The organism is Kitasatospora sp. NPDC059327 (genome assembly GCF_042752535.1).
GTDB lineage: Bacteria > Actinomycetota > Actinomycetes > Streptomycetales > Streptomycetaceae > Kitasatospora.
The window spans coordinates 11,141-35,350 of the sequence record NZ_JBHYYB010000071.1; the positions used below are offsets into that span (position 1 = coordinate 11,141).

At 73.2% G+C, this 24,210-nt stretch carries 30 protein-coding genes; 7 read left to right on the plus strand and 23 right to left on the minus strand.

The annotated features are described in order from the left end of the window. Positions 1 to 108: 108 nt before the first annotated feature. From ACFXHB_RS32125 to ACFXHB_RS32235, 23 genes are all read right to left on the minus strand, one after another. Positions 109 to 354, minus strand: a complete 246-nt coding sequence (locus ACFXHB_RS32125; RefSeq protein WP_380578221.1) for a hypothetical protein — start codon at positions 352 to 354, stop codon at positions 109 to 111. Between the two features lie 35 nt (positions 355 to 389). Further along, positions 390 to 1,133 carry a hypothetical protein gene (locus ACFXHB_RS32130; RefSeq protein ID WP_380578222.1) on the minus strand — a complete coding sequence of 248 codons (744 nt, stop codon included), beginning with the start codon at positions 1,131 to 1,133 and terminating at the stop codon, positions 390 to 392. An 89-nt stretch (positions 1,134 to 1,222) separates the two neighbouring features. After that, the gene (gene dnaN, locus ACFXHB_RS32135) at positions 1,223 to 2,434 is read right to left on the minus strand and encodes a DNA polymerase III subunit beta (RefSeq protein WP_380578224.1); all 1,212 of its coding nucleotides are present in this window, start codon (positions 2,432 to 2,434) and stop codon (positions 1,223 to 1,225) included. 26 nt (positions 2,435 to 2,460) lie between these two features. Then, a complete protein-coding gene (locus ACFXHB_RS32140) occupies positions 2,461 to 2,859 on the minus strand; it encodes an RRQRL motif-containing zinc-binding protein (RefSeq protein WP_380578226.1) in 399 nt (132 codons plus the stop codon). Between the two features lie 136 nt (positions 2,860 to 2,995). Next, positions 2,996 to 3,373 carry a hypothetical protein gene (locus tag ACFXHB_RS32145; RefSeq protein WP_380578228.1) on the minus strand — a complete coding sequence of 126 codons (378 nt, stop codon included), beginning with the start codon at positions 3,371 to 3,373 and terminating at the stop codon, positions 2,996 to 2,998. Positions 3,374 to 3,495: 122 nt separating this feature from the next. After that, entirely contained in the window at positions 3,496 to 4,134 is a 639-nt protein-coding gene (locus ACFXHB_RS32150; RefSeq protein ID WP_380578230.1) for a hypothetical protein, read from the minus strand. A gap of 83 nt (positions 4,135 to 4,217) precedes the next feature. Then, positions 4,218 to 4,412, minus strand: a complete 195-nt coding sequence (locus ACFXHB_RS32155; protein ID WP_380578232.1) for a hypothetical protein — start codon at positions 4,410 to 4,412, stop codon at positions 4,218 to 4,220. A gap of 69 nt (positions 4,413 to 4,481) precedes the next feature. Further along, on the minus strand, positions 4,482 to 5,963 hold the full coding sequence (locus ACFXHB_RS32160; RefSeq protein WP_380578234.1) for a transfer protein: 1,482 nt from the start codon (positions 5,961 to 5,963) through the stop codon (positions 4,482 to 4,484). Beyond that, on the minus strand, positions 5,963 to 6,781 hold the full coding sequence (locus ACFXHB_RS32165) for a hypothetical protein (protein WP_380578235.1): 819 nt from the start codon (positions 6,779 to 6,781) through the stop codon (positions 5,963 to 5,965). Before ACFXHB_RS32165 ends, ACFXHB_RS32160 begins: the two co-directional genes overlap by 1 nt. A gap of 19 nt (positions 6,782 to 6,800) precedes the next feature. Then, the gene (locus tag ACFXHB_RS32170; protein WP_380578237.1) at positions 6,801 to 6,947 is read right to left on the minus strand and encodes a hypothetical protein; all 147 of its coding nucleotides are present in this window, start codon (positions 6,945 to 6,947) and stop codon (positions 6,801 to 6,803) included. A gap of 14 nt (positions 6,948 to 6,961) precedes the next feature. Beyond that, positions 6,962 to 7,084 carry a hypothetical protein gene (locus ACFXHB_RS32175; RefSeq protein WP_380578239.1) on the minus strand — a complete coding sequence of 41 codons (123 nt, stop codon included), beginning with the start codon at positions 7,082 to 7,084 and terminating at the stop codon, positions 6,962 to 6,964. 88 nt (positions 7,085 to 7,172) lie between these two features. Continuing rightward, complete coding sequence (locus ACFXHB_RS32180; protein WP_380578241.1) at positions 7,173 to 7,601, minus strand: hypothetical protein; 429 nt, start codon at positions 7,599 to 7,601, stop codon at positions 7,173 to 7,175. A gap of 3 nt (positions 7,602 to 7,604) precedes the next feature. Beyond that, positions 7,605 to 9,905 (minus strand): hypothetical protein, encoded by a 2,301-nt coding sequence (locus ACFXHB_RS32185; RefSeq protein WP_380578243.1) that lies wholly within the window; start codon positions 9,903 to 9,905, stop codon positions 7,605 to 7,607. A 132-nt stretch (positions 9,906 to 10,037) separates the two neighbouring features. Beyond that, positions 10,038 to 10,274, minus strand: a complete 237-nt coding sequence (locus tag ACFXHB_RS32190; RefSeq protein ID WP_380578246.1) for a hypothetical protein — start codon at positions 10,272 to 10,274, stop codon at positions 10,038 to 10,040. Then, positions 10,271 to 10,816 carry a hypothetical protein gene (locus ACFXHB_RS32195; protein WP_380578248.1) on the minus strand — a complete coding sequence of 182 codons (546 nt, stop codon included), beginning with the start codon at positions 10,814 to 10,816 and terminating at the stop codon, positions 10,271 to 10,273. Before ACFXHB_RS32195 ends, ACFXHB_RS32190 begins: the two co-directional genes overlap by 4 nt. 239 nt (positions 10,817 to 11,055) lie before the next feature. Continuing rightward, positions 11,056 to 13,146, minus strand: coding sequence for a hypothetical protein (locus ACFXHB_RS32200; protein WP_380578250.1), 2,091 nt, complete (start codon positions 13,144 to 13,146; stop codon positions 11,056 to 11,058). Between the two features lie 60 nt (positions 13,147 to 13,206). Beyond that, on the minus strand, positions 13,207 to 13,938 hold the full coding sequence (locus tag ACFXHB_RS32205) for a hypothetical protein (protein ID WP_380578252.1): 732 nt from the start codon (positions 13,936 to 13,938) through the stop codon (positions 13,207 to 13,209). Positions 13,939 to 14,035: 97 nt separating this feature from the next. Further along, positions 14,036 to 14,233 (minus strand): hypothetical protein, encoded by a 198-nt coding sequence (locus ACFXHB_RS32210; RefSeq protein WP_380578253.1) that lies wholly within the window; start codon positions 14,231 to 14,233, stop codon positions 14,036 to 14,038. 119 nt (positions 14,234 to 14,352) lie between these two features. Next, positions 14,353 to 14,616: a hypothetical protein gene (locus ACFXHB_RS32215; RefSeq protein ID WP_380578255.1), complete on the minus strand. Its 264-nt coding sequence runs from the start codon at positions 14,614 to 14,616 to the stop codon at positions 14,353 to 14,355. Between the two features lie 239 nt (positions 14,617 to 14,855). Next, positions 14,856 to 15,011, minus strand: a complete 156-nt coding sequence (locus ACFXHB_RS32220; protein WP_380578257.1) for a hypothetical protein — start codon at positions 15,009 to 15,011, stop codon at positions 14,856 to 14,858. Between the two features lie 4 nt (positions 15,012 to 15,015). Further along, positions 15,016 to 15,435 (minus strand): hypothetical protein, encoded by a 420-nt coding sequence (locus tag ACFXHB_RS32225; protein WP_380578259.1) that lies wholly within the window; start codon positions 15,433 to 15,435, stop codon positions 15,016 to 15,018. 174 nt (positions 15,436 to 15,609) lie between these two features. After that, positions 15,610 to 16,041 (minus strand): hypothetical protein, encoded by a 432-nt coding sequence (locus tag ACFXHB_RS32230; protein ID WP_380578261.1) that lies wholly within the window; start codon positions 16,039 to 16,041, stop codon positions 15,610 to 15,612. A 111-nt stretch (positions 16,042 to 16,152) separates the two neighbouring features. After that, positions 16,153 to 16,770 carry a hypothetical protein gene (locus ACFXHB_RS32235; protein ID WP_380578263.1) on the minus strand — a complete coding sequence of 206 codons (618 nt, stop codon included), beginning with the start codon at positions 16,768 to 16,770 and terminating at the stop codon, positions 16,153 to 16,155. 366 nt (positions 16,771 to 17,136) lie between these two features. Here ACFXHB_RS32235 and ACFXHB_RS32240 point away from each other — a divergent pair, with 366 nt between their 5' ends. The 7 genes from ACFXHB_RS32240 (at position 17,137) to ACFXHB_RS32270 (ending at position 24,089) form a co-directional block, all read left to right on the plus strand. Then, positions 17,137 to 17,463, plus strand: coding sequence for a GntR family transcriptional regulator (locus ACFXHB_RS32240; RefSeq protein ID WP_380578264.1), 327 nt, complete (start codon positions 17,137 to 17,139; stop codon positions 17,461 to 17,463). A 173-nt stretch (positions 17,464 to 17,636) separates the two neighbouring features. Further along, positions 17,637 to 18,677: an AAA family ATPase gene (locus ACFXHB_RS32245; protein ID WP_380578298.1), complete on the plus strand. Its 1,041-nt coding sequence runs from the start codon at positions 17,637 to 17,639 to the stop codon at positions 18,675 to 18,677. Further along, entirely contained in the window at positions 18,677 to 19,885 is a 1,209-nt protein-coding gene (locus ACFXHB_RS32250; RefSeq protein WP_380578266.1) for an HAD family hydrolase, read from the plus strand. The genes ACFXHB_RS32245 and ACFXHB_RS32250 overlap by 1 nt, the downstream gene beginning before the upstream one ends. Beyond that, positions 19,882 to 20,793, plus strand: coding sequence for a DUF1932 domain-containing protein (locus ACFXHB_RS32255; protein WP_380578268.1), 912 nt, complete (start codon positions 19,882 to 19,884; stop codon positions 20,791 to 20,793). Before ACFXHB_RS32250 ends, ACFXHB_RS32255 begins: the two co-directional genes overlap by 4 nt. Before the next feature lie 335 nt (positions 20,794 to 21,128). Next, positions 21,129 to 21,257, plus strand: a complete 129-nt coding sequence (locus tag ACFXHB_RS32260) for a hypothetical protein (protein ID WP_380578269.1) — start codon at positions 21,129 to 21,131, stop codon at positions 21,255 to 21,257. Next, positions 21,254 to 22,552, plus strand: coding sequence for a hypothetical protein (locus ACFXHB_RS32265; protein WP_380578271.1), 1,299 nt, complete (start codon positions 21,254 to 21,256; stop codon positions 22,550 to 22,552). Before ACFXHB_RS32260 ends, ACFXHB_RS32265 begins: the two co-directional genes overlap by 4 nt. A gap of 79 nt (positions 22,553 to 22,631) precedes the next feature. Then, positions 22,632 to 24,089 carry a replicative DNA helicase gene (locus tag ACFXHB_RS32270; RefSeq protein ID WP_380578273.1) on the plus strand — a complete coding sequence of 486 codons (1,458 nt, stop codon included), beginning with the start codon at positions 22,632 to 22,634 and terminating at the stop codon, positions 24,087 to 24,089. Positions 24,090 to 24,210: the final 121 nt, after the last annotated feature.

Sequence of the window (24,210 nt, forward strand, 5' to 3'; positions counted from 1 at the left end):
GGGGGGGCCGGGGCCGGGGGGGGGGGGGGGGGGGGGGGGGGGGCGGGGGGGGGGGGGGGGGGGGGGGGGGCCGGGGGGGGGCCCCCCCGCCCCCGGCGGTGCGGGTGGTCAGGTGAGGCTGCGGGCGTCGGTCAGGCCCTCGATCCGGGACGCCTGGCCGTGGACGCGCTGGGCCAGGACGGTCAGCCGCTCGGTGTCGGTGGTGCTGACGCCTCGGGCGAGGCGGGCGGCGAGGCGGTCGGCGTCGGCGCGCAGCTGGAGGAGGTCGGCGGCCAGGGCCTGGGTGCGCTGGGTGATGACGGCGGCGAGGCGCTGGCCGGGTGCGGCGGGGTGGGGGAGCGCGGGGTCGGGCACGGCGGGGCTGCTCCAGGTGGTGGTCGGGGTGGGGGTCAGCGCTGGTCGAAGGGGCCGGTCGGGGCGGGGACGGCCGGCCGGGCCCGGTAGGCCGCCTTGGGCTCGGGGGTCTGGATGGTGATCTGCGGGGCGACCTCGGTTCGGGTGATCACCGTCGGGCGCAGCGAGAAGGACAGGCCGCGCAGGGCGAACAGGCTGACGGTGGCGATGGCGGCGGCGGTGAGGCCGGTGGCGACGGGGCGGCCGGCTTCCGGGGCGGCGGACCAGACCATGGCGAGCGTCGCGCAGGACCAGGCCGACCACGCGAGACGAGCGACGGCGCTTTGGGTGAGGAAGGCGAGCAGCGCGGCGAGCAGGCCGACGGTCTTCCACGCGCCGTAGACGGTGTCCGGGGTGAGCGGGTACGTCTGGTGGGCGATGAGGTAGGCGTGGATGGGTCCGGTGATCGCGGCGCGCAGGCCGTCGCCGCCGGCGGGCAGGTCCTGCGGCAGGTGCGCGGCGCCGATCACGGCGCCGGCCGCGTTGAGCAGGATGCCGCCGATAGTGCCGAGTAGCAGGACGGCGAGGGTGATCGCGGTCAGGTAGGTGAGGGCGCGCACCCACGGCTCGGCGGTGGTGAAGTCGTCCAGGCCGTGCGCGATGTCGCGGCGGCGCTGGTCGAGCCAGCCGCCCGGGGCGGTGAGGGCACGGGCCCGGCGCCCGGCGGCCTCGCGGACGCTCGGGGACGGCTTCGCCTCGGAGGCGGTGGCGGGCTCGCTGTGGTCGGTGTGCTGGTTCACGGGGTGCTGCTCCTCGGTGAGGTCGGTGGGGTGGTGCGGGTGTGCCGGCCCGCCCCGGCGGGTGCCGGGGCGGGCGGGGTGGTGCGGTGTCAGCTCTGGAGGCGGATCGGCATCAGCAGGTGCTGGTAGTCGCCGCCGGTGTCCTCGCCGGAGTGGCCGAGGACCAGGACGGGCTTGGTGGAGGAGGTGAGGTGGAAGCGCGCCTCGGGGGTGGTCATGGCCTTGAGGCAGTCGGCGAGGTAGGCGGGGTTGAAGGCGGCGTCGTAGCCGCGGAGGCGGTCGGTGAGCGAGCCGGTGGCGTCGCAGGGGACGCGGTCGGCGGCGCGGGCGTCGTCGCCGTCGCCGGCCTCGATGAGCAGCTGGTCGCCGTCGACGGCGAGGCGGATCGGGCGCTTGTCGGAGGCGACCAGGGCGACGCGCTTGATGGCGGCCAGCGCCTGCTCGATGGGGACGGTGATGGTCAGCTCCGCGTCCTCGGCGTGCGGGAACAGCGCGCGGCCCTTGGGGAACTCGCCTTCCAGGAGGCGGGTGCCGAGGGTGCGGCCCGGGGTGGAGAGGGTGAGCTGTCCGTCCGTCCAGCCGATGGCCACGGGGTGTTCCCCGGCCAGGGCACGGGCCGCCTCGGAGAGGAACTTCGCGGGAACCAGTACGGTGCGGGCCGCGGCGTCGAGCTGCTCGGCCGTAGGCCCCGCGTCGTGGTCGCCGTTCTTGGCCTTCTTCGCCGGCTTGGCGGCCGGCAGGGTGCCGGTGGGCTTGACGGTGAGTTCGCGGACCGCGAAGCGGTAGCGGTCAGTGGCGGCCAGGGTGAGCCGGCTGTCCTCCAGGATCATCTGCACGCCGGTGAGGGCGGGCAGGGTGTCGTCGGTGCCGGCCGCGACGACGGCCTGGGCGACGGCGTCGGCGAGCGCGTCGCCCTCCACCGTGAGCACGGTGTCCGGGGCCGCCGGAAGCGCCGGGTACTCCTCGACGGGCAGGGTCGGCAGGGTGAACCGGGCGCTGCCTGCGGTGAGGAGCAGTCGGGCTCCGGAGAGTTCGAGGTCGACTTCGGCCGACTTCGGGAGCGTCTTGCAGATGTCGTTGAGCAGCCGGCCGGAGACCAGCGCGGTGCCGTCGTCGGCGATCTCGGCGTCGGCCCGGACGGTCGCGCACGCCTCGTAGTCGAACGCGGCCAGGTGCAGGCCGTCGGTGTCGGTGCGCAGGAGGATGCCGGCGAGGACCGGGACGGGGGGCTTTCCGGGCAGGGCACGGGCGGCGTGGGCGACGGCGTCGGCGAGCGGGTCGGCGAACAGGCGCAGCTTCATGGTGGTGGTGCCTTTCTGCGGGCGCGTCAGGACGTGGTGGCGGTGAGGGGGGCGAGCTGGTCGCGTTCGTCGTCGGTCAGCTGGGAGCAGGGCTCGCAGGAGCCGAGGGTCTTGAGCGGCAGGCAGTGGTCGTAGCGGGTGTGGCAGATCGGGCAGGTCTGGCGGGCGGCCATCGCCCGGTCCAGGGCGGCGGCCCGGCCCGGCGTCATCGGCCGCACCGGCTTGGCGGCGGCGATCCGGTAGAGGTAGGCGGTGCGCCGGCCGTGGCGGCAGACGACCTGCGCGGCGGGTTCCTGTCCTCCGGGCCGGAGGCCGAGTTCGCGCAGCTGGCGGCGGGTGCGCAGGCCGGGGTCGGCGTAGCGCCAGGGCCAGGTGGGGAGGCCGCCGTGGTGCTCGCCGGTCGGGTCGAGGTCGGGTGCGCGCACGGCGGACTCTCCTGTCTGCTGGGTGGTGGCGGGTGGTCAGGCGCGGGTGGTGCGGGTGCGTTCGTGGCCGCGCGTGTTGTGCCGCCCGCCCCGGGCCGGTGTGTGGTGGGGCGGGCGGCGCGGTGGGCTCGGCGGGTCAGTCGCGGGTGGCGGGCAGCGCGCCGGGGCTGGTGTTGGTCCGCTGGTGCTGGAGGGCGAGCCAGGCGCCGGCGGCGGTCATCAGCCGGCCCTCGCCGAGGGCGTCGAGCGGGGCGGTGTCGATGTCGTGCATCAGCTCGGCCGGGTCGATCGGGCGCATGTAGGCGACCGGTGCCTGGTGGATGATCTCCTTGGTGGCCAGGACCATCAGGGCGACCCGGTCGTGCGAGTTACCGAGGGGCAGCACCCGGCAGATCTGGGTGTGGTCGGGGCGGCCGGCCAGGAGGCGGTCGGCGTCGCGGAACAGGACGTAGGTACCCGGGGTCGGCTTGGTCGGGGCCGGGGTGGTGGCGGGGCGGGTGTCGGGCTGCTGCATGATGCGTTCCCTTCGTGGTGTCGGCCGGGCGGCCGGCCCCGTCCCCGGAAAGCGGCCCGCCCGCCCGGCCGGGGTCGGCGGGGCGGGCGGGGTGCGGGCCGGGGGCGAGACCGGGTGCCCGGTCAGCCGATGTTGTTGTTGACCGTGCCCTTCCATCCGGCGGTCTGGCGGCCGATGTTCGTCTGGTGGGTGCGGTGGACCAGCGCCAGGACGGTGCCGGTCGCGCTGGCACCGTCGCCGCTCGCTGTCGCCGCCGTCCCTCCCGCGCCGGCGGTGACGGAGCGGAGCTTGCCGAGCAGGCCGGCCACGCCGAGCACCACGGCGGCGACGAGGACGGCGGCCCACTTGAGGAGGTCGCCGAGCTGGTCGGCGTGCGGGGCGACCTCCGCGACGGCGGCACCGAGCATCCACACCGCCCCGCCGGCGGCCAACGAGGCGATGGAGCCGTAGAGGACGTACTGGCGCACCGCGAGCGGCAGGCCCGGGTCGGCCGGCGGCCGCGCCGGGGCGGCGGCCACGGGGGCGGGCCGCACCTGGGCAGCCTGGGCGGCGAGCGGGTTGTGCACGGGGACGGCGACGACCTTGCCGTCGACCAGGGCGGGGATCAGGGCCGGGGTGTCGGCGGTGGGCCGCAGCGGGACGGCGACGACCAGGCCGTCGAGCGAGGCCGGCACGAAGCCCTCCTGGAGGAGATACGCGTTGAGGTCGACCGCCGTGTCCGCGCGCGAAGCGGTGACGGGGGTGGTGTAGACGCTGTCCACGGTGTGCTCCAAAGGGGTCTGCGGGGGCGCAGCGGCGCCTTCTGGGGCCGCCGGACGGCCCGGGTGGCGGGGCGGGGTGGTAGTCAGACCCGGATGCTGCCGACGAGGTGGACCAGGCCGGTGAGGAGCTGGGTGATGGTCGGGCCCAGGCCGGTGGAGGCGAGGGTGAAGCCGAACAGGATGAGGGTCAGACCGGAGAGGACGCGGACGGCTCCGCTGCGGTAGAGGAAGACGGTGGCGATGCCGAAGACGACGGCGAGGGAGGCGGAGACGACCACGGTGGGCTCCAGGCGGGCAGGGGCCAGGGGCGCCGCGTGGGCGGCGCTCCTGGCCGGGGTGGTGGTGGGTCAGGCGGGCAGCGTGTAGCGGCCGCCGCCGAGGGCGGCGATCCGGTCGCCGCGGCTGAGGACGGAGAGGTTGTTGCGGACGCTGGCCGCGCCGACGGGCTTGCCGCCGTCGGCGTTGACGGCGGCGAGGATCTCGTCGAAGTCGAGGGCGCCGGCGCCTTCGGTGTCGTCTCCGTCGGCTGCTTCGGCGGCCTCCTCCAGGGCGCGCATGATGCGCACCGCGATGGGGGCCCTGCCGCTGGTGGAGGTCTTCTGTTCGGCGGCGGCCTCCTCGACCAGGGCCTGCGTCTGCTCCTGGGCGGCGGCCACCAGCTCGGCCGGGCCGTCGCCGTCGCGGGTCAGGTAGGCGGGACCCGCGGCCTCGTGCGAGGTGACCTCCAGGTGGGCGGGCTCACCCGGCCCGTACAGGTCGAGGATCAGCGGGTCCAGGCCCTCGACCTCGTGCATCGAGCCGACAGGGAAGAACCGCATCATCGCGGTCGGCCGGTCACTACCGAGCAGGTAGGCCATGCCGCCGGTGGTGCCGCGGGGGACCTTCGCCCGGGGCCGCACCGTGGCGAACCGCGAGCGCAGCACCGGCGGGCCGGTGCGCTTGGGGATCGGCACGATGTGCGTACCCGGGGGCAGCAGGCCGTCGGACACCAGCGACTGCATCATCGAGCTGGACCAGCGCAGGAGGATGGTGTCGCCCTCCTTGAGCATGCCGCGCAGGGTGTCGGAGCCGCCGAGCTCGTCGACGTGCGAGGCCTGCGCGGCGATCGAGATGCCGACGCCCACGCTGCGGCCGGTGCGGCCGAGCTCCTTGATCAGGGCGGCGACCTTGTCCCGGTAGGGGGCGCCCTTCTCCAGCGCCCTGTTCGCCTCGTCGATCCGCACCGACAGCAACGGGTCCGGCCGGTTGATCAGGAAGCTGGAGCGGCCCATCGCGGCGTAGCGGCTCATCCGCTCCTCGGCGACGCGCACCGCCGCCTGGAGCATGGCGAGCAGGCCTTCCTGGGTGGTGACCCGCCAGTCGACCTGACCGGCGGCCTCTGGCACCGACTGGCCAGCCTTGAGGTCGGCGAGCCAGGTGGCGATCCCGGAGCGCTTCTCGGCGGCCAGGATCAGCTGCAGGGCGCGGGACTTGCCGGCGCCGGTGGTGCCGAACAGGGCGCCGCGCTGCGCGCCGGAGCCGGGGACGTACAGGCGGATCTGGGCGGGCTGGCCGTCGTGGTAGCGGCCGACGGTCAGCCAGCCCTGGTCGTCCATCACCAGGTCCTCGCCGCGAACCGGGTCGAGCTTGTCCAGCGGCGGGGCGGCGTAGACGGTGACCAGGGCGCGGGTCAGGCCGTCGGTCTCCACCGCCATGCACGCGGTGTCCAGGATGTACAGGGAGGACGCGAGGGAGCGCAGGTCGTAGGTGAGGAGCTTGCCGGGCGGGACCTCCACCTCCAGCTCCATCACGTCGACCTCGAAGCCTCCAGGCGCGGTGGGCAGGTTCATCAGGGGCGCAGCCTTTCTTCCATCTCGCCGGTCTTGGTGTTGCCTCGCCGGATGGCGATGAGCTGGGAGTGCGGCATCGCGCCGGGGGCGATCGTCTTGTCCCAGCGGGTGAAGGGGTCCGTCTGCTCCAGGCCGCCGGCGGTCTCGGTGCGGTCGGTGACGGTCAGCTGGCGGCGCCCGGCGCCGTGGCCCTTCACCGCCGTGATGGAGATCAGCTCCTCGGGGATGTTGGTGATCGCCGAGATCACGGCGATCGGGATGTCCGGCACCGGCCGCCCGCCGACGGCGACGATCTGCGCCCGCCACTCGGTGCGGCCGTGGAACACGGCGTGCTCCAGGTAGGTGCCGGCCGCCGGGCACTTGTCCGTCTGCGCCCAGCGGGCCCAGTCGAGCGTCAGCTGCTCGGCCGGGGTGACGGCCGCCGGGGTGACGGGGGCGTAGTCGGGGACGGCCGGGACCAGGTCGCTGGGGCGCACCAGTTCGCGGGCGAGGCGGGAGGGTCGCTGCCACCAGGTGAGGCCTGCCCAGACGGCGACGGCCACGCCCTCGCCCCAGTGCGCGCCGGGCACGATTCGGAAGGCGAGCATCTCGCCGAGCAGGAACGCGGAGGGCGAGGCGTACAGGGCGCTGACCGCGCCGGGGGTGCCGCGCCGCCACGGCCGGATCGACACGGCGGCGGACACCACGGTCGTGCCGAGGACGACCGGGGCGGCGGCCGGCAGGACGGCCGGGGTGAAGACGGCGGCGGTCAGGGCGGCGGTGCCGGCCACGGTGGCGGTGCGGCCCGCCCAGTGGCGGGCCCGGTCGAGCTTCGACACGGTCGCGTGTCCTCTCGGGTCAGGAGGTGATCAGGTGGACGATGGCGCCGAGCAGCAGGAGGGCCAGGACGGCGAAGGGGGCCAGGCCGAGCAGGCGCCGGCCCTGGTCGGCCGGGTCCTCCTGCCGGGTGGTCAGGAAGCGGAAGTAGCTGTCGTTGTCGGGCACGGCGGGTCGTCCTCTCACTTGGTCAGGCGGGCGTAGAGCGCGCCGGGCAGCCACAGTGCGCTGCTGGCGATGACGAGGGCGGCCAGCAGACGGACGGGCAGCGCCGACGGCTCGGGGCCGCGGTTCTCGGGGGCCACGGGGTGGTCCTTTCGGATGCGGATGCGGGTGCGGCGCTGCCCGGCACCGCGGGGTGCGGTGCCGGGCAGCGGGCGGGGTTGGTGGCGGTCAGCGGTTGGCGTAGAAACCGCGGTCGGCGGGCTCGACGGGCATGTTCTGGAAAGCTTCGGCGACGTCGCCGTAGTCGGCCTGGTGGGCGTCGGAGGCCTCGTCGAACAGGCTCGACATCTCCTCGCACTCGTTCGCCATGGTGGTGGCGTTGGCGAGGGCGCCTCGCATGATGTCGGCGGCCTGGTGGTGCTCGGCGACGGTGTCGGCGTCGACGTTCATCCCGGCGGCCATCTCGGCGAGCCGGTCGACACTGGCGGCGACCTCGCCAACGTACTCGAACGTGGAGCGGGCGAGGTCTGCCATGTGACGCAGCGCCAGGCCGGCCTTGGCGAGGCGGGCGATCAGGATGCCGTAGCGGACGCCATCGGAGACCACCTCGATGGCGGCGCCGACGGCCTGGCGGGTGGCGGGAAGCAGATCGGACACGCGCTACTCCTTGTGGTAGTCGGTCTCGGCCGGGGCGGCGTAGCCGTGGTCGCGGGTCCTGTCCGCGGCCTGTTGGTGGATGGCGGAGGCGTTGTCGGCGGCGGTGCTGATGGCCTCGGACGCGGTCGGCAGGGCGGTGGCCAGGGCCTGGGCCTCGGACTTGACGCGTCCGGCCTTCTCCAGCAGCCGGTCGACGTAGCCGAGCAGGCGGCCGGGGATCTTCAGGGTGAGGACCTGCGCCTTGAGGCTTTCGAGGTGGTGCTCCAGGTCCTCGCAGGCGGCGGCGGCCTCCTTGGCGTCGTCGACGCGGTCGAGGATCTCCTCGGCGGCGTCGTTGTCGGCCTCCAGCAGGTCGTAGATGGTCAGCTCGGAGTCGGCCGACGGGGTGTAGACATCGCTCATGCTGTGGTTCCTCGCGGCAGTGGGGGAGGCCGTCCCGGCGGCCAGGGCGGGACGGGGCGCCGGGGCGGCGACGGACGGTGCGGGCGGCGGCGGGGGCTTGGGCGGCCGGATGACCTCCAGCTTCACGTTCGTCTCGTGGACCATGCCGGGCGGTCGCTTCGCCCGGCCCCGGTCAGCCGTCGGGCCGGTGCCGGTCCGCGCGCCCGACGAGGTCGAGGACGTGGACGACGTGGAGCCGGTGGCGGAGGTGCGGGCGTTGGTGCGCTCCCAGCGGGCCCGTGTCCCGGCGTTCGCGGACGACGGCCCCGCCGAGGACGGGCCGGAGCTTGACGGGCGGCCGGGGGTCGGGCGCGTCGCCTTGGCTGCCTTGGCTGCCTTGGCTGCCTTGGCCTTCGCCGCCGCCCGCTTCCCGGAAGTCGCCGAACCCTTGGCCGCACCGGCTGCGGCACCGGCCCCGGAGGTGCCGGCCGCCGTACCCGCCCCGGCGGACCCGGCCGCAGGGCCGGTGCCCTTCTTCGCCCCGGCGGCCTTCCTCGCCTTCGCGGTGGCGGCCTTCGTGGTCGAGCCGGGCGTCTTGCCCTTGCTGGGCGCCTTCACCCCGGGCTTGACCGTGCTGGCCGCCGCCATCTTCGGCACCCCGGAGGACGTCGCCGGAGTCGGCTTCTCCTTCCCCTTCTTCTTGGGCTTGCGCTTCTTCGGCGCCCGCCAGACCGGCGTGTGCTTCTCGCGGCGCCTGTCCAGACGCCGCTCGGCCTCCTCGCTGATCGCCGCGCCCAACGTCGTGCGCCGGGCCGGGTCCGCCCCGGGCTTGCTCTTCTTCCCGGCACCAGGGGCCGTGGAGGACGAACCGCCGGCAGCACCGGCACCCTTCTTCGCCCCCGGTCCGGCCGGGCCCTTCGCCCCGGCCGACCCACCGGATGCCCCGGCGCCCGCGCCCTTCTTCCCGGCACCGGCCGCCGGGCCGGACGAGCCGCCCGCCGACTTCTTCTCCGGCGTCGTGCTGCTGCTCCCCCCGCCCGTGGAGGCGGGATCCTTCCTCTTCTCCCTGTCCTTCCTCTCCTTCTCCTTGTCCCTGTCCCTGTCCCTCCGCTCCTTCTCCTTCTCCTTCCTGGCTCTGTCCTTCTCCTGGTCCCTCTTGAAGCGGTCCGCCAGGCCGCGGTCGCCCGCCCGGCCCGCCCGCGTGGACAGGCCCGGGTCCGGCCGCTGCGCCCCGCCGCCGCGACGGTCGGTCCGGGTGTCGGTCTTGGGCTGCGCACCGGGCCGGTCCGTACCGCCCTTACTGCCCGAGCCCTTGCCGCCCGCGGCCGGGCCGGAGCGGAAGGACGTGGGCACAGAACCTCCGGGTCCTCGCCCGGCCTGGCCGCCGGAGGAGCCGCGGCGGCTGGTGGGCCCGGGGGTCTGGCGGTTCTGCTGGCCCCACTCGGGCCCGGACTGGACCCGGCCGCCGCCCGTCGGGGCGGGCTTGGCGTCCTTCGCCTTGTCCCGGATCGCCTTCACGTGCTCGGCGCGGGCGGCGATCCAGGAGACGATGCCGGCGCTTCCGCGCACGGCGGCCAGCGAGATCGCGGACAGCGTCAGCATGCCGAGCGCGACCGCGTCGCGTGCCGGGGCCGCGCCGCCCGACGGCCCCGGCGCGGGGAGCGCCGGGGCGGCGGACGAGCCGGAAGCGGCCACTATCGGATCGGTGGAGGCGACGGCGGGCAGGGCCACCGGAAGCACCGCCGGGGCGGCCGGGCGGCGGTGGCGCAGTTGGGGGAAACCGGCCGCGGGTGCCGGTGCGGCCAGGGCCGGGGGCGCCGAGTTGAGCGCCGGCGCGGGGGTGCTGGGGGCCTGGCCGATGGGCGGGCGCAGGCCGATCCGGGGGTGCAGGGTGACCACGTTCGCGTCGTCGTCGCCGCTCAACTCGCCTTCCTCTCGTGTTGACAGTGAGTGATGGGTCTGGGAGCCTCGCGCGCGCGTGTCACGCGCGCGCCTTGGGGCCCCGTGATGAGCTCGCGGAGCCGGTGATGATGATGATTTCGGGGCCCGGCCCGCTCACCCTCCGTGCTGGTTGCACCAGGCGCTGAGGTCCTGCGCGAGGGAGTACCAGGCGCTGTCGTCGCCGTTCTTCTCGGCGGCGCGGGCGATCGCCTTGGCCTGGTCGACGACCACCTGGGCGAGTTCGCGGTTGCTCGTCGCGGCCTTCTGGCGGTCCGCGTAGAACGCGGTCAGGTTGGCCATCCGCTTGGCCGCCGCCTCCCGCGCGGCCTTGTCCGGGACGCGGGCGCTCACTGGCCGGTGCCCGTCTTGAACATGTCGAAGACCGGCGGGTGGGCGGGCTGCGCGGGCACGGCCGGCGACCCGCTCTGCCCGTCCTGCCCGTCCTGCCCGGCCGCGTCCTGGCCGGCGTGCTCGACCATCCGGCGCACCAGGTCGTTGACGTTTCCCGCCGAGCGGGCCGCCTGCGCGCCCTGCTCGGCCTTCTCCAGGGCCTTGGTCTCGGCCTTCTGCGCGCGGCGCTTGGGCAGCTCGACATAGACCGCGTGGTGGGTGGCGCGCAGCTTCGTGGCCAGGGTGATGATGGCCTGCGCGTGGCCCTCCATCTGGTGGAGCAGCCGGGCGGTCTTCCAGGCGTGGTAGCCGGCCTGGAGGCCGTTGTCGCCGGCGGGCGGGTTGAACCTCAACTCGCCCTGGAGGTCGTTGGCCAGGGCGCGGAAGTCGTCGCGGTGGTCGCGGAAGATGCCCTTGATCTGGTCGGTGTACATCTCCATGCCGCCGGGGGCGCGGAGCTGGTCGGCCTTCCAGCCGTACTCGTTGTCGTCGTCGTGGGCCACGGTGGCCGTCCTCTCACGCTGCGGGGAATGGGTTGTCGGGCGACCCGGGCTCCGGCCGGACGCACGGGTCGTAGGGTGGTGCTCGGCGCTTCGGCGCCTTCGGCGGTCACCAGGGCATTAGGCGTGCCCTGGTGGCCACCGGAGAGACCGACAGCCGTTCTGGTTGCTCTCTGTGACAGTCCGTCGGGGTCGGGTCGCGCCCCGCGTGCCTCGTGGGTGCGGTGAGGGCGGGCCCGGTCTCAGCCGGTCTGCTCGTAGCGCTCGCGGGCGCTCTCAAGGCGGCGCCAGGCGGTCGCCTGGCTCTTGCCGGTGACCTCCATCGCCTCCTCCAGTGAGACCTCGTTCTTGCCGCCCCGGCGGATCATGAGAGCGTGCAGTCCGGTGATCTCGGCCTCGATCGCGGCGTCGGAGCCGCCGGGGCGCTTGCGGGTTTCACCACCGCGCCGCACCAGTGCCGACCCGGTTCCGTTCTCACGGCCGCTTTCACGGTGCGAGCTGGCGTTATCACCGGCGGCCGGGCCGCTTTCAACGAGTCTCATCGGGCGTCCGTTCTCACCGGCGGCGCTTTCACGCGGGTCGGTTTCGTAGACGCTCGGCTCTCGCGCGTCGAACGGGTCGGGCGGTGAGAGCGGTGAAACCACCGCCGGGTGGTCGGTGAAACCGGCTGCGGTCGTCGTGGCGCTTTCACCGGCCACCGTGGCGGGGGTGCTTTCACCGCCGCCGTTCTCACCGGCTTCCCCGGTGTCCGTGATCTTGTGGAGGCGCCACATCACCCACGGGGCGATGGCGGCGACACCGACGATCAGCCACCACAGAGCGTGACCCTTGTCCGGGCCGCTCTTGACCACGCCGAACAGTCCGGCCGCCGCGAGGTGGTAGGCGGCATTGGCGAGGATCATCAGGATGATCGCGCCGGGCACGTCCTTGTGGCGGCGGAACGCCTGGACCACGTAGACGTCGATCGCCAGCGGCAGCGCCCATGCCACCCACGACGGCCAGCCGGCCAGCTTCGCCAGAGCGAACTCGCCGGAGGCGGTCAGGGTGACCGCCGCCGCCAGCGCGACCTTGGGCCCCCACTTGTCGGTGAAGTCCTCGCGCTTGCGCTGCTTGGCGATCAGCGCCTCGGCCTCCTCCGCCGCGGCCCGGCACACCTCCAGCCGGGCCTGCTCCGCAGTGTGCTGGCGGGCGCCGTCGGCCAGCACCTCGCGCACCCGCAGCTCGGCCTGCCCGATCGCCGACCGGGCCTCGGCCTCGGCGCCGGCCACGCGCTGCTTGGCCGCCTGCTCCGCCGTCGCCAGCACCCCGGCCGCCTGCGCCTCGGCCCGCGCCCTGACCTCGGCGACCGCCTCCTCGGCCTGCTCGCGTGCGTCTACCAGCACCTGGTCGGCCTGCGCCCGGCACTCCTCCGCCCGCGTCTCGGCGTCGGCGACCAGTTCCTCGCCTTTGTCGCGGGCCGCGTCCAGCACCCGCGCCGCGGTCTCCTCGGCCGCCTCGACCTCAGCGTGGGCCTTCTCCCGCAGCTCGGCCGTCTCGGCCTCCGCCTCGACGCGCATCCGGGCCGCCGTCTCGCGCCGCTGGTGGGCGTCGGCCTCGGCGACGGCCACGAGGTGCTCGGCGCGCTCCTTGGCCTCGGCGACCAGGTGCTCGGCGTGCTCGGCGACCTGCTCGGCCTCCGTGCGCGCCTGCTCCGCGCCCCGCTCGGCGTCAGCGACGATCTGCCGTGCCCGCTCGCGGCCGGCGGCCACGATGCGGTCGTACTCGGCCTCCGCCTCGGACTGCAGCTTCTCGGCGGCCTGGCGCCGGCGGGCCACCGTCTGCTCGGCCGCGGCGAGGTCGCCGTCGGCGATGACGCGGACCCGGGCCACCGTCTCCTCCGCGGCCTCGATCTGCTGATCGGTCAGCTTCTTGAGCCGGGCGACCGCCTGCTCGGCGCCGGTGCGCCGCCGAACGGCGTCGGCCAGCTCCTCGCGAGCGGCCGCCAGCCGGTCCTCCAGCTCGACAGCCGTGCTCCGCGCCCGCTGCTCGGCCTGGGCCAGGACGGTGCCGGCCTCGGCCCGCACCTCCTGGGCACGCTGCTCGGCGTCGGCCACCTTCTGGCGGGCCTCGGCGAGCAGCTGGTCGGCGTCGGCCCGCGCCGCGGTGCGCAGCTCGTCGGCGTCGGTGCGGGCGCTCTCCAGCAGGGTGTCGATCGCGTCCTGGTCGACGGCCGAGTCGGTGTCGCAGCGGGGGGCGGGCACGGTGTCGACGGCCGGGGCGGCGGCGGTCTTCGTCGGCATGGTGGGTTTGGCCGCGGGGGCGCGGCGGGTGGGGGTGCGGGTGCGGGCAGCCACGGCGGGCTCCTCCTCTATACAGGGTTCGCGGGGAACGCGGTCGGGCGGTGGCCGGCCGGGTCAGCTGACGGTGAGGTGGCCGCCGGTGACGCGGCGGGTGACGTCCAGGTGCCGGGCGCCGGTGAGCGTGGCGTGGCCGGACGTCAGGCCGATGGAGAAGCGGCCGCGGCTGGCCGGGGTCGCGGCGATGTGGGCGTGGCCGGAAGTCAGGGTGAGGCGGGCGTCGCCGCCGTCGTAGGCGTGCACGCCCACGTGGCCGGACGTCAGGGTCGCGTCCAGCCGCCGGGTGACGTGGGCGACCGTCACGCGGCCGGAGGTGAGGGTGAGCGCCAGGTCGCCGACCTCGTCGGCGACGAGGTGGCCGGAGGTGCCGGAGTAGTCGAGGGACTCCAGCGCGCCACTGGCCGTGGTGGTCGCCGTGCGGGTGGTCAGGCGGACCCAGGAGCCCGGCGGCAGGGCGACGGCGGTCTCGATCTCGGCGGGTGCGCCGGCGCCGAACCCGCCGGTGACGTCGACGCCGCCGATGATCACCCGGCCGCCGCCGACGGTGATGCCGCCCCCGGAGCCCGCCGTGCCAGAAGCCTCCGGGACGGTCACCGTGATCCGCTGACCGCTCTGCTCGATCCCGGTGCCGCGGACCGCCTCGGCGGCCGGGCCCGACTCGGCGTCGACGCGGACGGTGATGCCGGCCCGGACGGCCGCCTGGTCGACGCGGATGGTGATCCGGCCGGTGTACTGGGTCAGGTCGAGGACGGCCGGACCGGCGGGCGCGGTGTGGGTACGGATGGCCATGGGGGGTTCCCCTTCTCTTCGGGTCTGCGAACTGGCACGTCAGGGAACGGCGCCGCGCCCCGCACCCGGTGGACCGAGGCGGGGCGCGGCGCGGCGGCTAGCGGTTGAAGGTCTGGTGGACGTCACCGTTGGCGACGTAGTTGGCGCTCCCGTTGAAGGTGACGCTCCGGACGCTCTGGTCGACCGGGCCCGTGATCACCGGGCTGTTCACCTCACCGGCCTGGATGACCGTGCCGTTCACCGTGCCGTCGACGCGGTTCGTCGTCGTGGATCCGGACTTCGTGGCGTTGTTCATGAGGGCCTCCCTTGAGGTGGGACGGGTGGGCGGTGCGTCGGGCACCGTCGAACACCGCCGCGCCCGGCCCCGGTGCTGCGGGGGCGGGCGCGGCGGCGAACGACAACCAACCGACGCGGTCAGGCCGACGGGGCCAAGGCGGCGAGGCGCCGCAGCGCGGCGACCTGGTCCGGGTGCGCGGCCTCGCACAGGACGTGCCGCTGCTCCAGGAGCGCGCCGCCGGTGGCCGGCCGCTCCAGGACCGGGTCGGCCCAGCGCGCGACGTCGCGGGCGTCGAGCTCGTCCATGTAGGCGACGTGCTCGGCCTGGTCGGCCTCCTCGTAGTCGCGGTGCATCCGCTCCAGCCCGGCCTGCCAGGCGTCGTACTCCTCGGTCGTCCTCACGGGCGGTCCCCTCTCGTCTCGTCGCTGGGTGCTACTTCTGCTGGCCGGCCTTCTCGGCCTGCGCCCGCTGGTGCATCTCACGGGCCCGGCGCAGCAGCTCGTCCATCTGGCGCTGGGTCCAGGCCTGGTCCTCGGGGCTGCTCACTGGCCACCGCCGGGGGTGGGGGTGGGCGGGGTCGGGGGCGTGGGCGGGGTGGGGGTGCCGCCGCCGGCGTAGCTGTGGAGCAGGTGGGTGATGGTCACTTGGTGCTCCCCTGGCTGGCGGCCTGCTGCTGGCGGAGTTGGTCGGCCTGCTGGCGGGCCCGCTCGGCGGCCTCGGCGGCGACGCGGGCGGCGGCCATGTGGGCCTCGGTCTGGGCCTGAAGTGCGGCGATCCCGGGGTCGAGGTGCGACATCGGGTCAGCCGGCCAGGGGGAGGGAGTGGAGGGTGGCGATGGCGGCGGAGACGGTGACCGGCAGGGGCCGCACGACGCCGACGGGGGCGGGCTCGGTGTCGGCGAGGTCGTCCAGGTCGATGACGACCTCGCGGAGCGCCTGGGTGGCGGCCGCCGCCCGGGCGCTGACCCGGCGGACCCGGTCGCGCAGCAGGATCAGCAGGCCGTCCAGGCCGCGGGCGTCCTCGGGGTAGCGGCCGGCGGCGACGGCGTCCCACACGGCGTGGGCGAGGTCCTCGTCGAGGTCCGTCGCGGCCGGGCCGATGTCGGCGAGCTGCGCGGCGGCGGCCACGAGCAGCGCGGTGGAGTACCGGCCGTACAGGTCGTCGAAGTCGGCGGTGGTGGTCTCCGGGGTGTCGACGGGGAGTGCCATCATGGGGGTCACGGTCGTGTTCCTCTCGTCCTCAGCGGGGTGGGTGGTGCGACCGACTCGGCCCCGGGGATGCGCCCCCGGGGCCGTCTTGCTGCTCTGTGCTGCGTACGAGCAGCCACGGCCGCCGCCCACCCGTCGTGCTCGGGGTGGGCGGCGGCCGTGGCTGATCGTGCTGCTGGTCGTGGGTCAGGCAGCGGACCGCTGTGTGCCCACGTCTGCGAAGGCGATGCTGGTGGAGGCGCACCGCTGCGGGCGGGGGACCGGCTGGTAGCCCGCGGCGTCCACCGCACCGATGGCGAGCTCGGCGACGTCGGCCGCCTTTGAGGCGGAGGCGGTGGCGAGCCGGCCCGCCAGGTGCACCGCCGGCTGACTGGGGATTAGATCCACGAGGATCTTGGCGGTGTGGTCCAGGGCATCCAGGAGCTCGGTGAAGGAGAGGTCCTGGGCCGCCGCGAGCTCCGACGTGTGCAGCCACAGGTCGCCGCACAGGTCGTCGGCGGTGTCACTGGCGGTGCCCAGGTCGGCTTCGTCCAACAGCTCGAGGACCAGGTCCCGCAGAGCGGCCGAGTACCAGGCGTAGGCCTCGGCGAGCCGCGTGGCAGCGGGGGTTTCGGACATTGGTCTCCTCAGGTGGTCTCGCTGGGCAGGGTGCTGTGCGGGCAAGGCGACGGCCGCCGCCCACCCGGGATCGGGTCGGCGGCGGCCGTGGCAGTTCGTGCTGGCGGCGGGTCAGGCGGCGCGCTTGCGCACCGGGCTCGCCGCGAGCACCTCGTCTGCGTAGGGCGTCTGGGCGATCGACAGGGCCCCGACCGGCAGCGCCAGCGGGAAGATCGGGCCGCGCGCGCCGTGCAGCGGGATGCGGCGCAGGGCGTCCGAGATGAACACCGGCAGCAGCGCCTCGGCCCACTGCTCGGCGCGCTCGGCGGCGGTCGCTGCCGGGACGGCCGGGCGGGGCTGCGCCATGTGGAGGACCGCCGTGGGCTTCGGGGTCGGGATCTTCCGGAGCACCGTGGTCGGCCGGCGGGCGGCGACCTGGGTGGATCCCTCCTCGATCTGCCGCACCCAGTGCGCGATCGTGACGTCGATCTCGACGATCCGGCGGGCGGAGGGGCAGCGGGTGTCCCGCTGGCCGGCCTCCAGCTCGGCGCCGGACAGGTCGGTGGAGAAGTGGTCGCGGATTGTGCGGGTCTTGTCCTGGTCGCCCATGATCCGCTGCCAGGTCTCGCAGGACGGGCAGACCACGGTGGCGACCTCGTCCGGGCGCAGGTTGTAGTGGCTGGGAAGCAGGGTCGAGAGCTGCAGCGGGGGGAGTGCGGAGCGGCGCTTGGTGCGGGTGCGAGCGGGCATCGGGGCCTCCTGGCAGGGAGAAGGGGAGTCCGGGCAGCGGGGTTGCTGCTCTCTCCGCCCGCCAGGCCCGGCTCGATCGGCCGGCGTCCTGGCGGACAGGCAGCGCAGCACGCTGCTCAAAGTCGTTCGGTGTTGCTATGTAGGCGTCCGACGTGAGGGAGCTAAGGGCTCGACCCCTTGTCACCGAGGTGACCGCCACCGCCCGGGGGCGGGTGGCAACCGTTGTTTTGCTCCGCCGCGAAACGGCGATGTCGCTCGATTCGGTCTCCCGAACCTCGTGCTTTACCAAGTTACGTAGGATAGCTATGCTGTGTCAAGTAAGCAGCTACAGCTACCTAGCTAAGAAGGTGCTCTACCATGAAGGTCATGACTCAGCCGATGCAGCCCTACATGCGAATCGTCGAGGCCGTGAAGTCCGACATCCGGTCGGGCAAGCTGGCCACCGACGCGAAGCTGCCCAGCACTCGCGAGCTCGCCGAGACGTTCGACGTAGCAACAGGAACCGTCCAGCGAGCGCTGTCACAGCTGAAAACCGACAGCTGGGTGTACTCGCACCAGGGGCTCGGGTCGTTCGTGCGAGGGATCCCCGTCGAGGACTCAGGCTCCCTGGAGATTGCCAGACTGGCAGAGCAGCTTGCTCAGCTGGAACAGCGCGTTGCTGCGCTGGAGGACAACTGCGCTCAACAGCGCTGACGGTTAGGACGAGCACTAGCGATCACCTCCACACCCCTGGCTGCTTGTGATCCATCCAAGGCCAAGTTGCGTGAGGTGAGAATCACGTAGAGCTACAGCAGCTTCTCAATGTGATTCAACATCTGGCTACACATGGATTTCGACGGGCCGCCCATAGGCTCCGAGGCGTGGCGATGACAGAAGTGGTGGGGGACATGGCAAAGAAGTCTGAGCACCCCGGCTGGAAGCCGTACAAGCTACGTGACCAGCGGGAGGCACACGGTCTGACCCAAGAGCAGGCCGGTGAGGAACTGCGCAAGGTCGCGGCGCGGGCCAAGCTCAGGGGCGTGCCGGCGGGGAACCCGCAGACCATCAGCCAGCATGAGCTGGGCGAGGTGTATCCGGGGCCCCACTACCGGCGGGCCTACGTGCTGCTCTACGGTGCCACCGACGTGCAGCTCGGTTTCCGTGACCCGTTGCCAGGCGAGCAGGAGGCGGCGTTCTCGCTGACCCCGATGGAGCACACGCACAACGGTGGCCATGTCCTCGCGGTGGAGCGGGCGCTGACGCACATGGCTCCCGGCGCTGCCGGCGTCGACGCCGTCGGCTTCCAGCAGCGGGTGATGGACGCCTGGAAGCGGAGGCACACGGGCGGCGATTCGAACTCGCCGACGCTGGTGCTGGTCGGCGGGTACGCCGGGACGGGGAAGACCGAACTCGCGAGGTTCCTGTCCGAGCTGACCGGATGGCCGCTGCTGGACAAAGACCCGATGTCGAGGGCACTGGTGGAGGCCCTGCTCGTGGAGCTGGGATCGGAGCCGAACGACCGGCAGTCGGAATTGTACCGGTCCCGGGTCCGGCCGCTCGAGTACGAGTGCCTACTGAAGGCCGCCTACGCCAACGTCGACTGCGGGATCAGCACGGTGCTGACCGCACCGTTCATCGCCGAGATGGTCGATGAGGCATGGATGCGGCGGCTGGAGAACCGGTGTGCGGCGCGCGGGGTGACCGTCGCTCCTGTCTGGGTGCAGTGCGACGCCGACTCAATGCGGGAGTACATCGGTCAGCGGTCGGCCGCCCGGGACACCTGGAAGCTCCAGAACTGGTCCGACTACATGGCTGGCCTCGACATGGAGCTGCGTCCGGTCGTGCCGCACCTGGTTGTGGACAACCGGTATGGCACTGCGGTCTCCCTCGCGGACCGGGCGCGCCTGGCGCTAGGGATGGTGGGCTAGTGGACAGCCAGGCCAACCGTTTGGGCGTCCTTCTGTTCGGTCCGCCAGCCTCCGGCAAGGACACCGTGACCGCAACGCTGACACAGCAGGACCAGCGCTACCGCCAGTTCGAGCGCCTCAAGGTGGGTACGGGCAGAACTGCTGGCTACCGGATGGGCGACCCCGAGTTGCTCGAGGAGCTGCGGGCGTCGGGTGCGGTCGTGTACGAGAACTCGCGCTACGACAGCGTGTACGTGACGGACCGGCCTGGCCTGGACGAGGCGTTCGCGCACAGCGTGCCGGTGATGCACCTGGGTCAGATCGACGGGGTGCGGGCGGTGCACGACGGCTACCCGGCCCAGTGGCTGACCGTCCTGCTGTGGTCTCCTCGGGAGGTGACCGAGGCGCGATCAACCGGACGGGGCGATGCGGACACTCCGGCGCGGCTGGCCGCGTGGGACGCGACCCGGGCCGACCTCGACGACAACCCCGACTTCCGCTTCGACCTGACCATCCGCACCGACGAGGTCGGGCCCGAGGCCGCCGCCGAGCAGATCCGCCAGGCACTCGCCGCATCGCGCAGCGACGGCGACCTGGTGCTGGTCGACTTCGACGACACCCTGATCGACCGTCTCGCCGCAGTGACGGCCTGGGTGACTGGGTACTGCACGGAGCACTGTCTGGGGCCGGCGGTCGAGCAGCGGATGCTTGAGGCCATGCGGGTCCGGGCGGACCTCGACGTGATCGAGGCCCTGTGCGTCGAGCTAGGCCTCCCGGACTCGCCGAGCGAGCTCTGGTCGCGGTACGAGCCGGAGCTCGCCGCTCTGGTAGCACCGTTCCCCGGCGTGCTCGAGGCGCTGACCGCTGTACGCGAGGCCGGCCACCATGTCGTCGTCGTCACCAACGGCGGCGCCCAGATTCAGCGAGCCAAACTCGCGGCCTCCGGCATCGCCGACGTGGTCGACGCCATCTGCATCTCCGGAGAGACCGGCATCCGGAAACCAGCACGCGGAGCCTTCGAGATCGCCGCCGCCAGCGTCGGACGAGACCTTCTCCAAGGCGGGTGGATGATCGGAGACAACGCCGACCTCGACGTCGCCGGCGGCCGGGCTGCCGGACTGCGCACCATCTGGATCTCGCACGGCCGGGTCTGGCCGGGCGGCGTGAAGCCGGACGTCGTCGCCTCCACTGCGGTTGAGGCTCTCAGGCACGTAGGAGGTTCGCGGTGACGGAGACCCAGCCCGTACTCGCTGTGCTGCATCCGGGCAGCATGGGCGCTGCCGTCGCAGCTTGTGCCCTCACGAATAGCAGCCGGGTCCTGTGGTGCCCGCGGGGGCGCAGCGATACAACTACGGGCAGGGCGAAGCGGTTCGGCCTGACCTCGGTACCGACGCTGGACGAGCTGGTGGCGCAGGCGGACGTAGTGCTCAGCCTGTGTCCGTCGGCCGCAGCCGAGGGTGTCGCGCAGGAGGTGGCGCGGCTCGGTTTCACCGGCCTGTACGTGGAGGCGAACGCGATCAGTCCACAGCGGGCGGTCCGGATCGCGGAGCGGCTGGGCAGGACGGCACGCGCGGTGGTCGACGGCGCGGTGGTCGGCTCTCCGCCAGTCGGTGCGAAGCGGCCCCGGCTGTACCTCTCCGGGCCGGCGGAAGAGGTCGGGCTGGTCGAGCGACTCTTCTCCGGCACCGCGGTGTCGACCCACATACTGGGCCAGGAGGTCGGGCAGGCCAGCGCGCTGAAGGTGTCCTACACGGCGTTCCAGAAGGCATCCCGAGTGCTGGCCGCGCTCTCCTACGGCCTCGCACGGGAGCACGGTGTCGACCAGGCACTGCTCGATGTCGCCGCTCAGCGGGCCAGCTCGTACCTGATCGAGACGGACTACATCGGCAAGACCGCCGCCAGGGCCTGGCGGTGGGGCCCCGAGCTGGAAGAAGCCGCAGACACGATGGCCGCCGCCGGCCTCCCGGATGACCTACTTCGCTCGGCAGCGTCCACGCTCAACCGGTGGGACGCCGCCAAGGACACCAAGTTGTCGGCAAACCAGGCGCTGAACGAGCTGCTCCGCGCAGAGGCCCGGTTGTCCAGCCGACACGCCGAGCCTGAATGGCCCGAGGACCCTGGGAGGCGAATAGGCTAAGCCGGGTCGTCCACACGGGCGTCACCTAGTCCAGAAAACGCGAAAGCGGCCCCGTATCCGCCAAGATTTGGGCCGCTTGCGCTTCCGTATTCAGCCCCTGCCTGGAGTCTCACCTGAGAGTTCAGGAGAGGGCCCAGCGCGGCCGTTGTTGGTCTGACGGTACCAGGCTTCCCCAGTTCGGTGCGAGAGACACCCGTCTCACTCATCCGAACTCGTGGGCAACGTCTGGTACTGGCGGTGGCAACGGCGGAGAGGTAGCAACCCCGTTGCACAGCACCGTCACTCTGCGGAGCAGCCGTGTCACTCCGGCCCGTCCCGCAGCCCCCCCTACTGGCGTGAGCATCCACCAGCCCGGCCCGCCCCAGAAGGCCGACCGCTCCGCTCCACCCCGCACGTCCTCGCCCGCCGACCAGGCCGGGCTGCTCCTGGCGGTCTCCGCCGCCGGATCGGCGGTGGCGGAGTGAGCAGCAGCTTCGCTGCGGAGAAGTTGGAGGGTTCGCAGGAGGTCATGTTCCGTGGCCCGCTGTCGGACTACTGGTCGTACAGCCAGGTCCGGGACTACGTGCTGGTGTATCCGGGCCTGGGGCACTCGATGCTGCGCCTGTACCTGTTGCTGCGAGCGATGATCCACGAGTCGAAGAAGAACCTGCCCGGCTCGGGCCTGCGCCGCATGTCGATCGACCAGCTGTGCTGGCTGATGCCCGGGCCGAACGACAAGCCGATCAGTATCTCGACCATGTACCAGCTCCTGGCCGGCCTGGAGGAGCTGGAGCTGGTGATCCCGGACGGCGAGAACCTGGAGACCCGGGTGGAGCTGAAGCCGGGTGAGAAGAAGCTGAGCAGCAAGGAGAAGGCGGCCCGGGGCCTCCTGCGCGGCTATGTCGTCCAGGATCTCCCGCCGACCTCCTACACCGGGTGGCGCAATGTCTGGGACAAGCTCGACGCCTACCAGCCGGACTGGCGGGAGAACCCGCCGCTGCCGCCTACCCACGTCACCGAGTTCGGCGAGCCGGACGCGCGCGGCCGCCGGGTCGATTGCGTGCGCCAGACCTCCGCAGCTGCGGCCGGCGGGGCTCCGGAGGCCGACCGGGAGGTGTTCCAGAAAACTGGAACAGCCGCCGAGGGCCTCTCCGCAGCCCCCCAGTTCCAGAAAACTGGCCCGGAGTTCCAGAAAACTGGCCCGTTGGGCCAGAAAACTGGATCAGATCTCTCGCTGACCAGCGAGAACGCGCCCCCCAAAGAAGCCCCCCTAAGAAGTTCTTCTCTCTCCTCCGGCGCTTCCGTCCCATCGGCCCCGCCTGCGGGGTCTGAGACCGGGGCGGAGAGAGAGAAGTCGGCTGCGCCGAAGGACACCCAAGCTGCTGCCCCGCCCGCGGCGTCGGACGCTCGGGAGATCGGTGACGCCTGGGCCCAGGCCCGGGCGAGGGCCGGCCGTTCGGTGCCGCCGCGGGGCGCGGCGGCGGTCGCCCGGTCGGCTTCCGTGCTGCTAGCGGAGGGGGAGACGTTCGAGCTCCTGGTCGCGGCCGCCGCCGACATGGGCCGCCAGGAGCGGGTGCTGACCAGGCTCGACCAGCACCTGGAGCACTACCAGCCGCCCGTCGCGGCCGCGGTGCCCGCGCCCCGGGCCGCCGAGCCGTCGTCGTTCTGCGGTGAGTGCGACCTCGGATGGATCGACCAGCCGGTGCCCGGCGATCCGCACGGCCGGACCCGGACGGCGAAGTGCCCGTGCACCCGCGCCGGCCACTCGACCGCGGCCTGACCACCCCGAACAAAGCGGCGTCCCGGGAGCCATTGGACCGGACCCGGGACGCCGCGCGACCTCGAAGCAGGAGATCACCGTGAGCGTACCCCCGCAGCACCTGGCCGATGAGGCCCCGTTCCTCGACACTCCGCCCTTCGACGACGACCCGAGCCCCGACGACAGGCCGGTGCCCGCGCGACGCCGTGCCGGCGGCCGGGACGGCGAGATGCCGGCGACGTTCGAGCGCGTGCCCCCGCAGGACCTCGGCGCCGAGCAGTCCGTGCTGGGCGGCATGCTGCTGTCCAAGGACGCGATCACCGACGTCACCGACGTGCTCCAAGCCGCCGACTACTACCGGCCCGCGCACGAGCTCGTCCACCTGGCGATCCTCGACCTGTACGGCCGGGGCGAGCCGGCCGACCCGATCACGGTGGCCGGCGAGCTGACCAAGCGCGGCGAACTCGTCCGGGTCGGCGGCCCCGGCTACCTGCACACGCTGGTCAACTCGGTGCCCACCGCGGCGAACGCCGGCTACTACGCCGCGATCGTCCACGAGCGGGCCGTCCTGCGCCGGCTGGTCGAGTCCGGCCAGCGCATCGCCGGCATGGGCTACGCCGCCGAGGGCGACATCGGCGAGATCGTGGACGCCGCGCAGGCCGAGATCATGGGCATCCACTCCGGCATCGAGGCCGAGGCCTCGACCACGAAGACGTGGTCCCAGATGGTGGAGGAGGAACTCCTCGCCGAGGAGGCCGGCCCGGCGCCGTTCCTGCCCCTGCCCTACATCGACCTGGAGGCCGGACTCCAGATCGAGGGCGGCGACCTGGTCGTCATCGGCGGCCGGCCCGCCATGGGCAAGTCCGTGATGCTCGTCGACATCGCCCGCCACCTCGCCATCGGCCACGGCATCAGGACCCTGCTCTACTCCCTGGAGATGACCCACCGCCAGGTCGTCCAGCGCATGATCGCCGCCGAGGCCCGGATCGCCCTCCACCACATCCGCAACCGCGAGATGACCGACGACGACCGCGCCCGGCGCCTCAAGACCATCGCCCGCATCGGCGAGCCCCCGCTCCTGGTCGACACCGCCGAGGAGGTCAACGTCGCCCGGCTGCGCTCCCGACTGCGCGGCCTCCAGTCCAGCGGCGAGCTGCCCGGCGCGCTCCTGGTCGACTACCTCCAACTGCTGGGCACCGAGGGCGGCAAGGGCACCAACCGAACGAACGACGTGGACGAGCTCGCCCGCGGCCTGAAGATGATCGCCAAGCAGTTCGAGATCCCGGTGATCGTCGCCGCCCAGATCGGCCGTTCCTCCGAGCAGCGCCAGGACAAGGTTCCCACCATGGCCGACCTGCGCGAGTCCGGCGGTATCGAGGCCAACGCCTCCGGGATCGTCCTGCTCCATCGCCCCGACTACTACGAGAAGGAATCCCCTCGCGCCGGCGAGGCCGACGCCATCGTCGCCAAGAACCGGATGGGCTCGACGTTCACCGCCACCCTCGCGTTCCAGGGCCATTACTCCCGCTTCGTCGACATGACCCGCGACATGACCTGATCGTTGAACAGGCCACGAAGGGTCCTGGGCGCCCTCCGGGGTGCCTGAGCCCCACTCAGGGCCCTGTTGTAGGCCCAATGCTGCCGCACGGACTGCCGGCCGCCGCGGACAACCGGTGGGG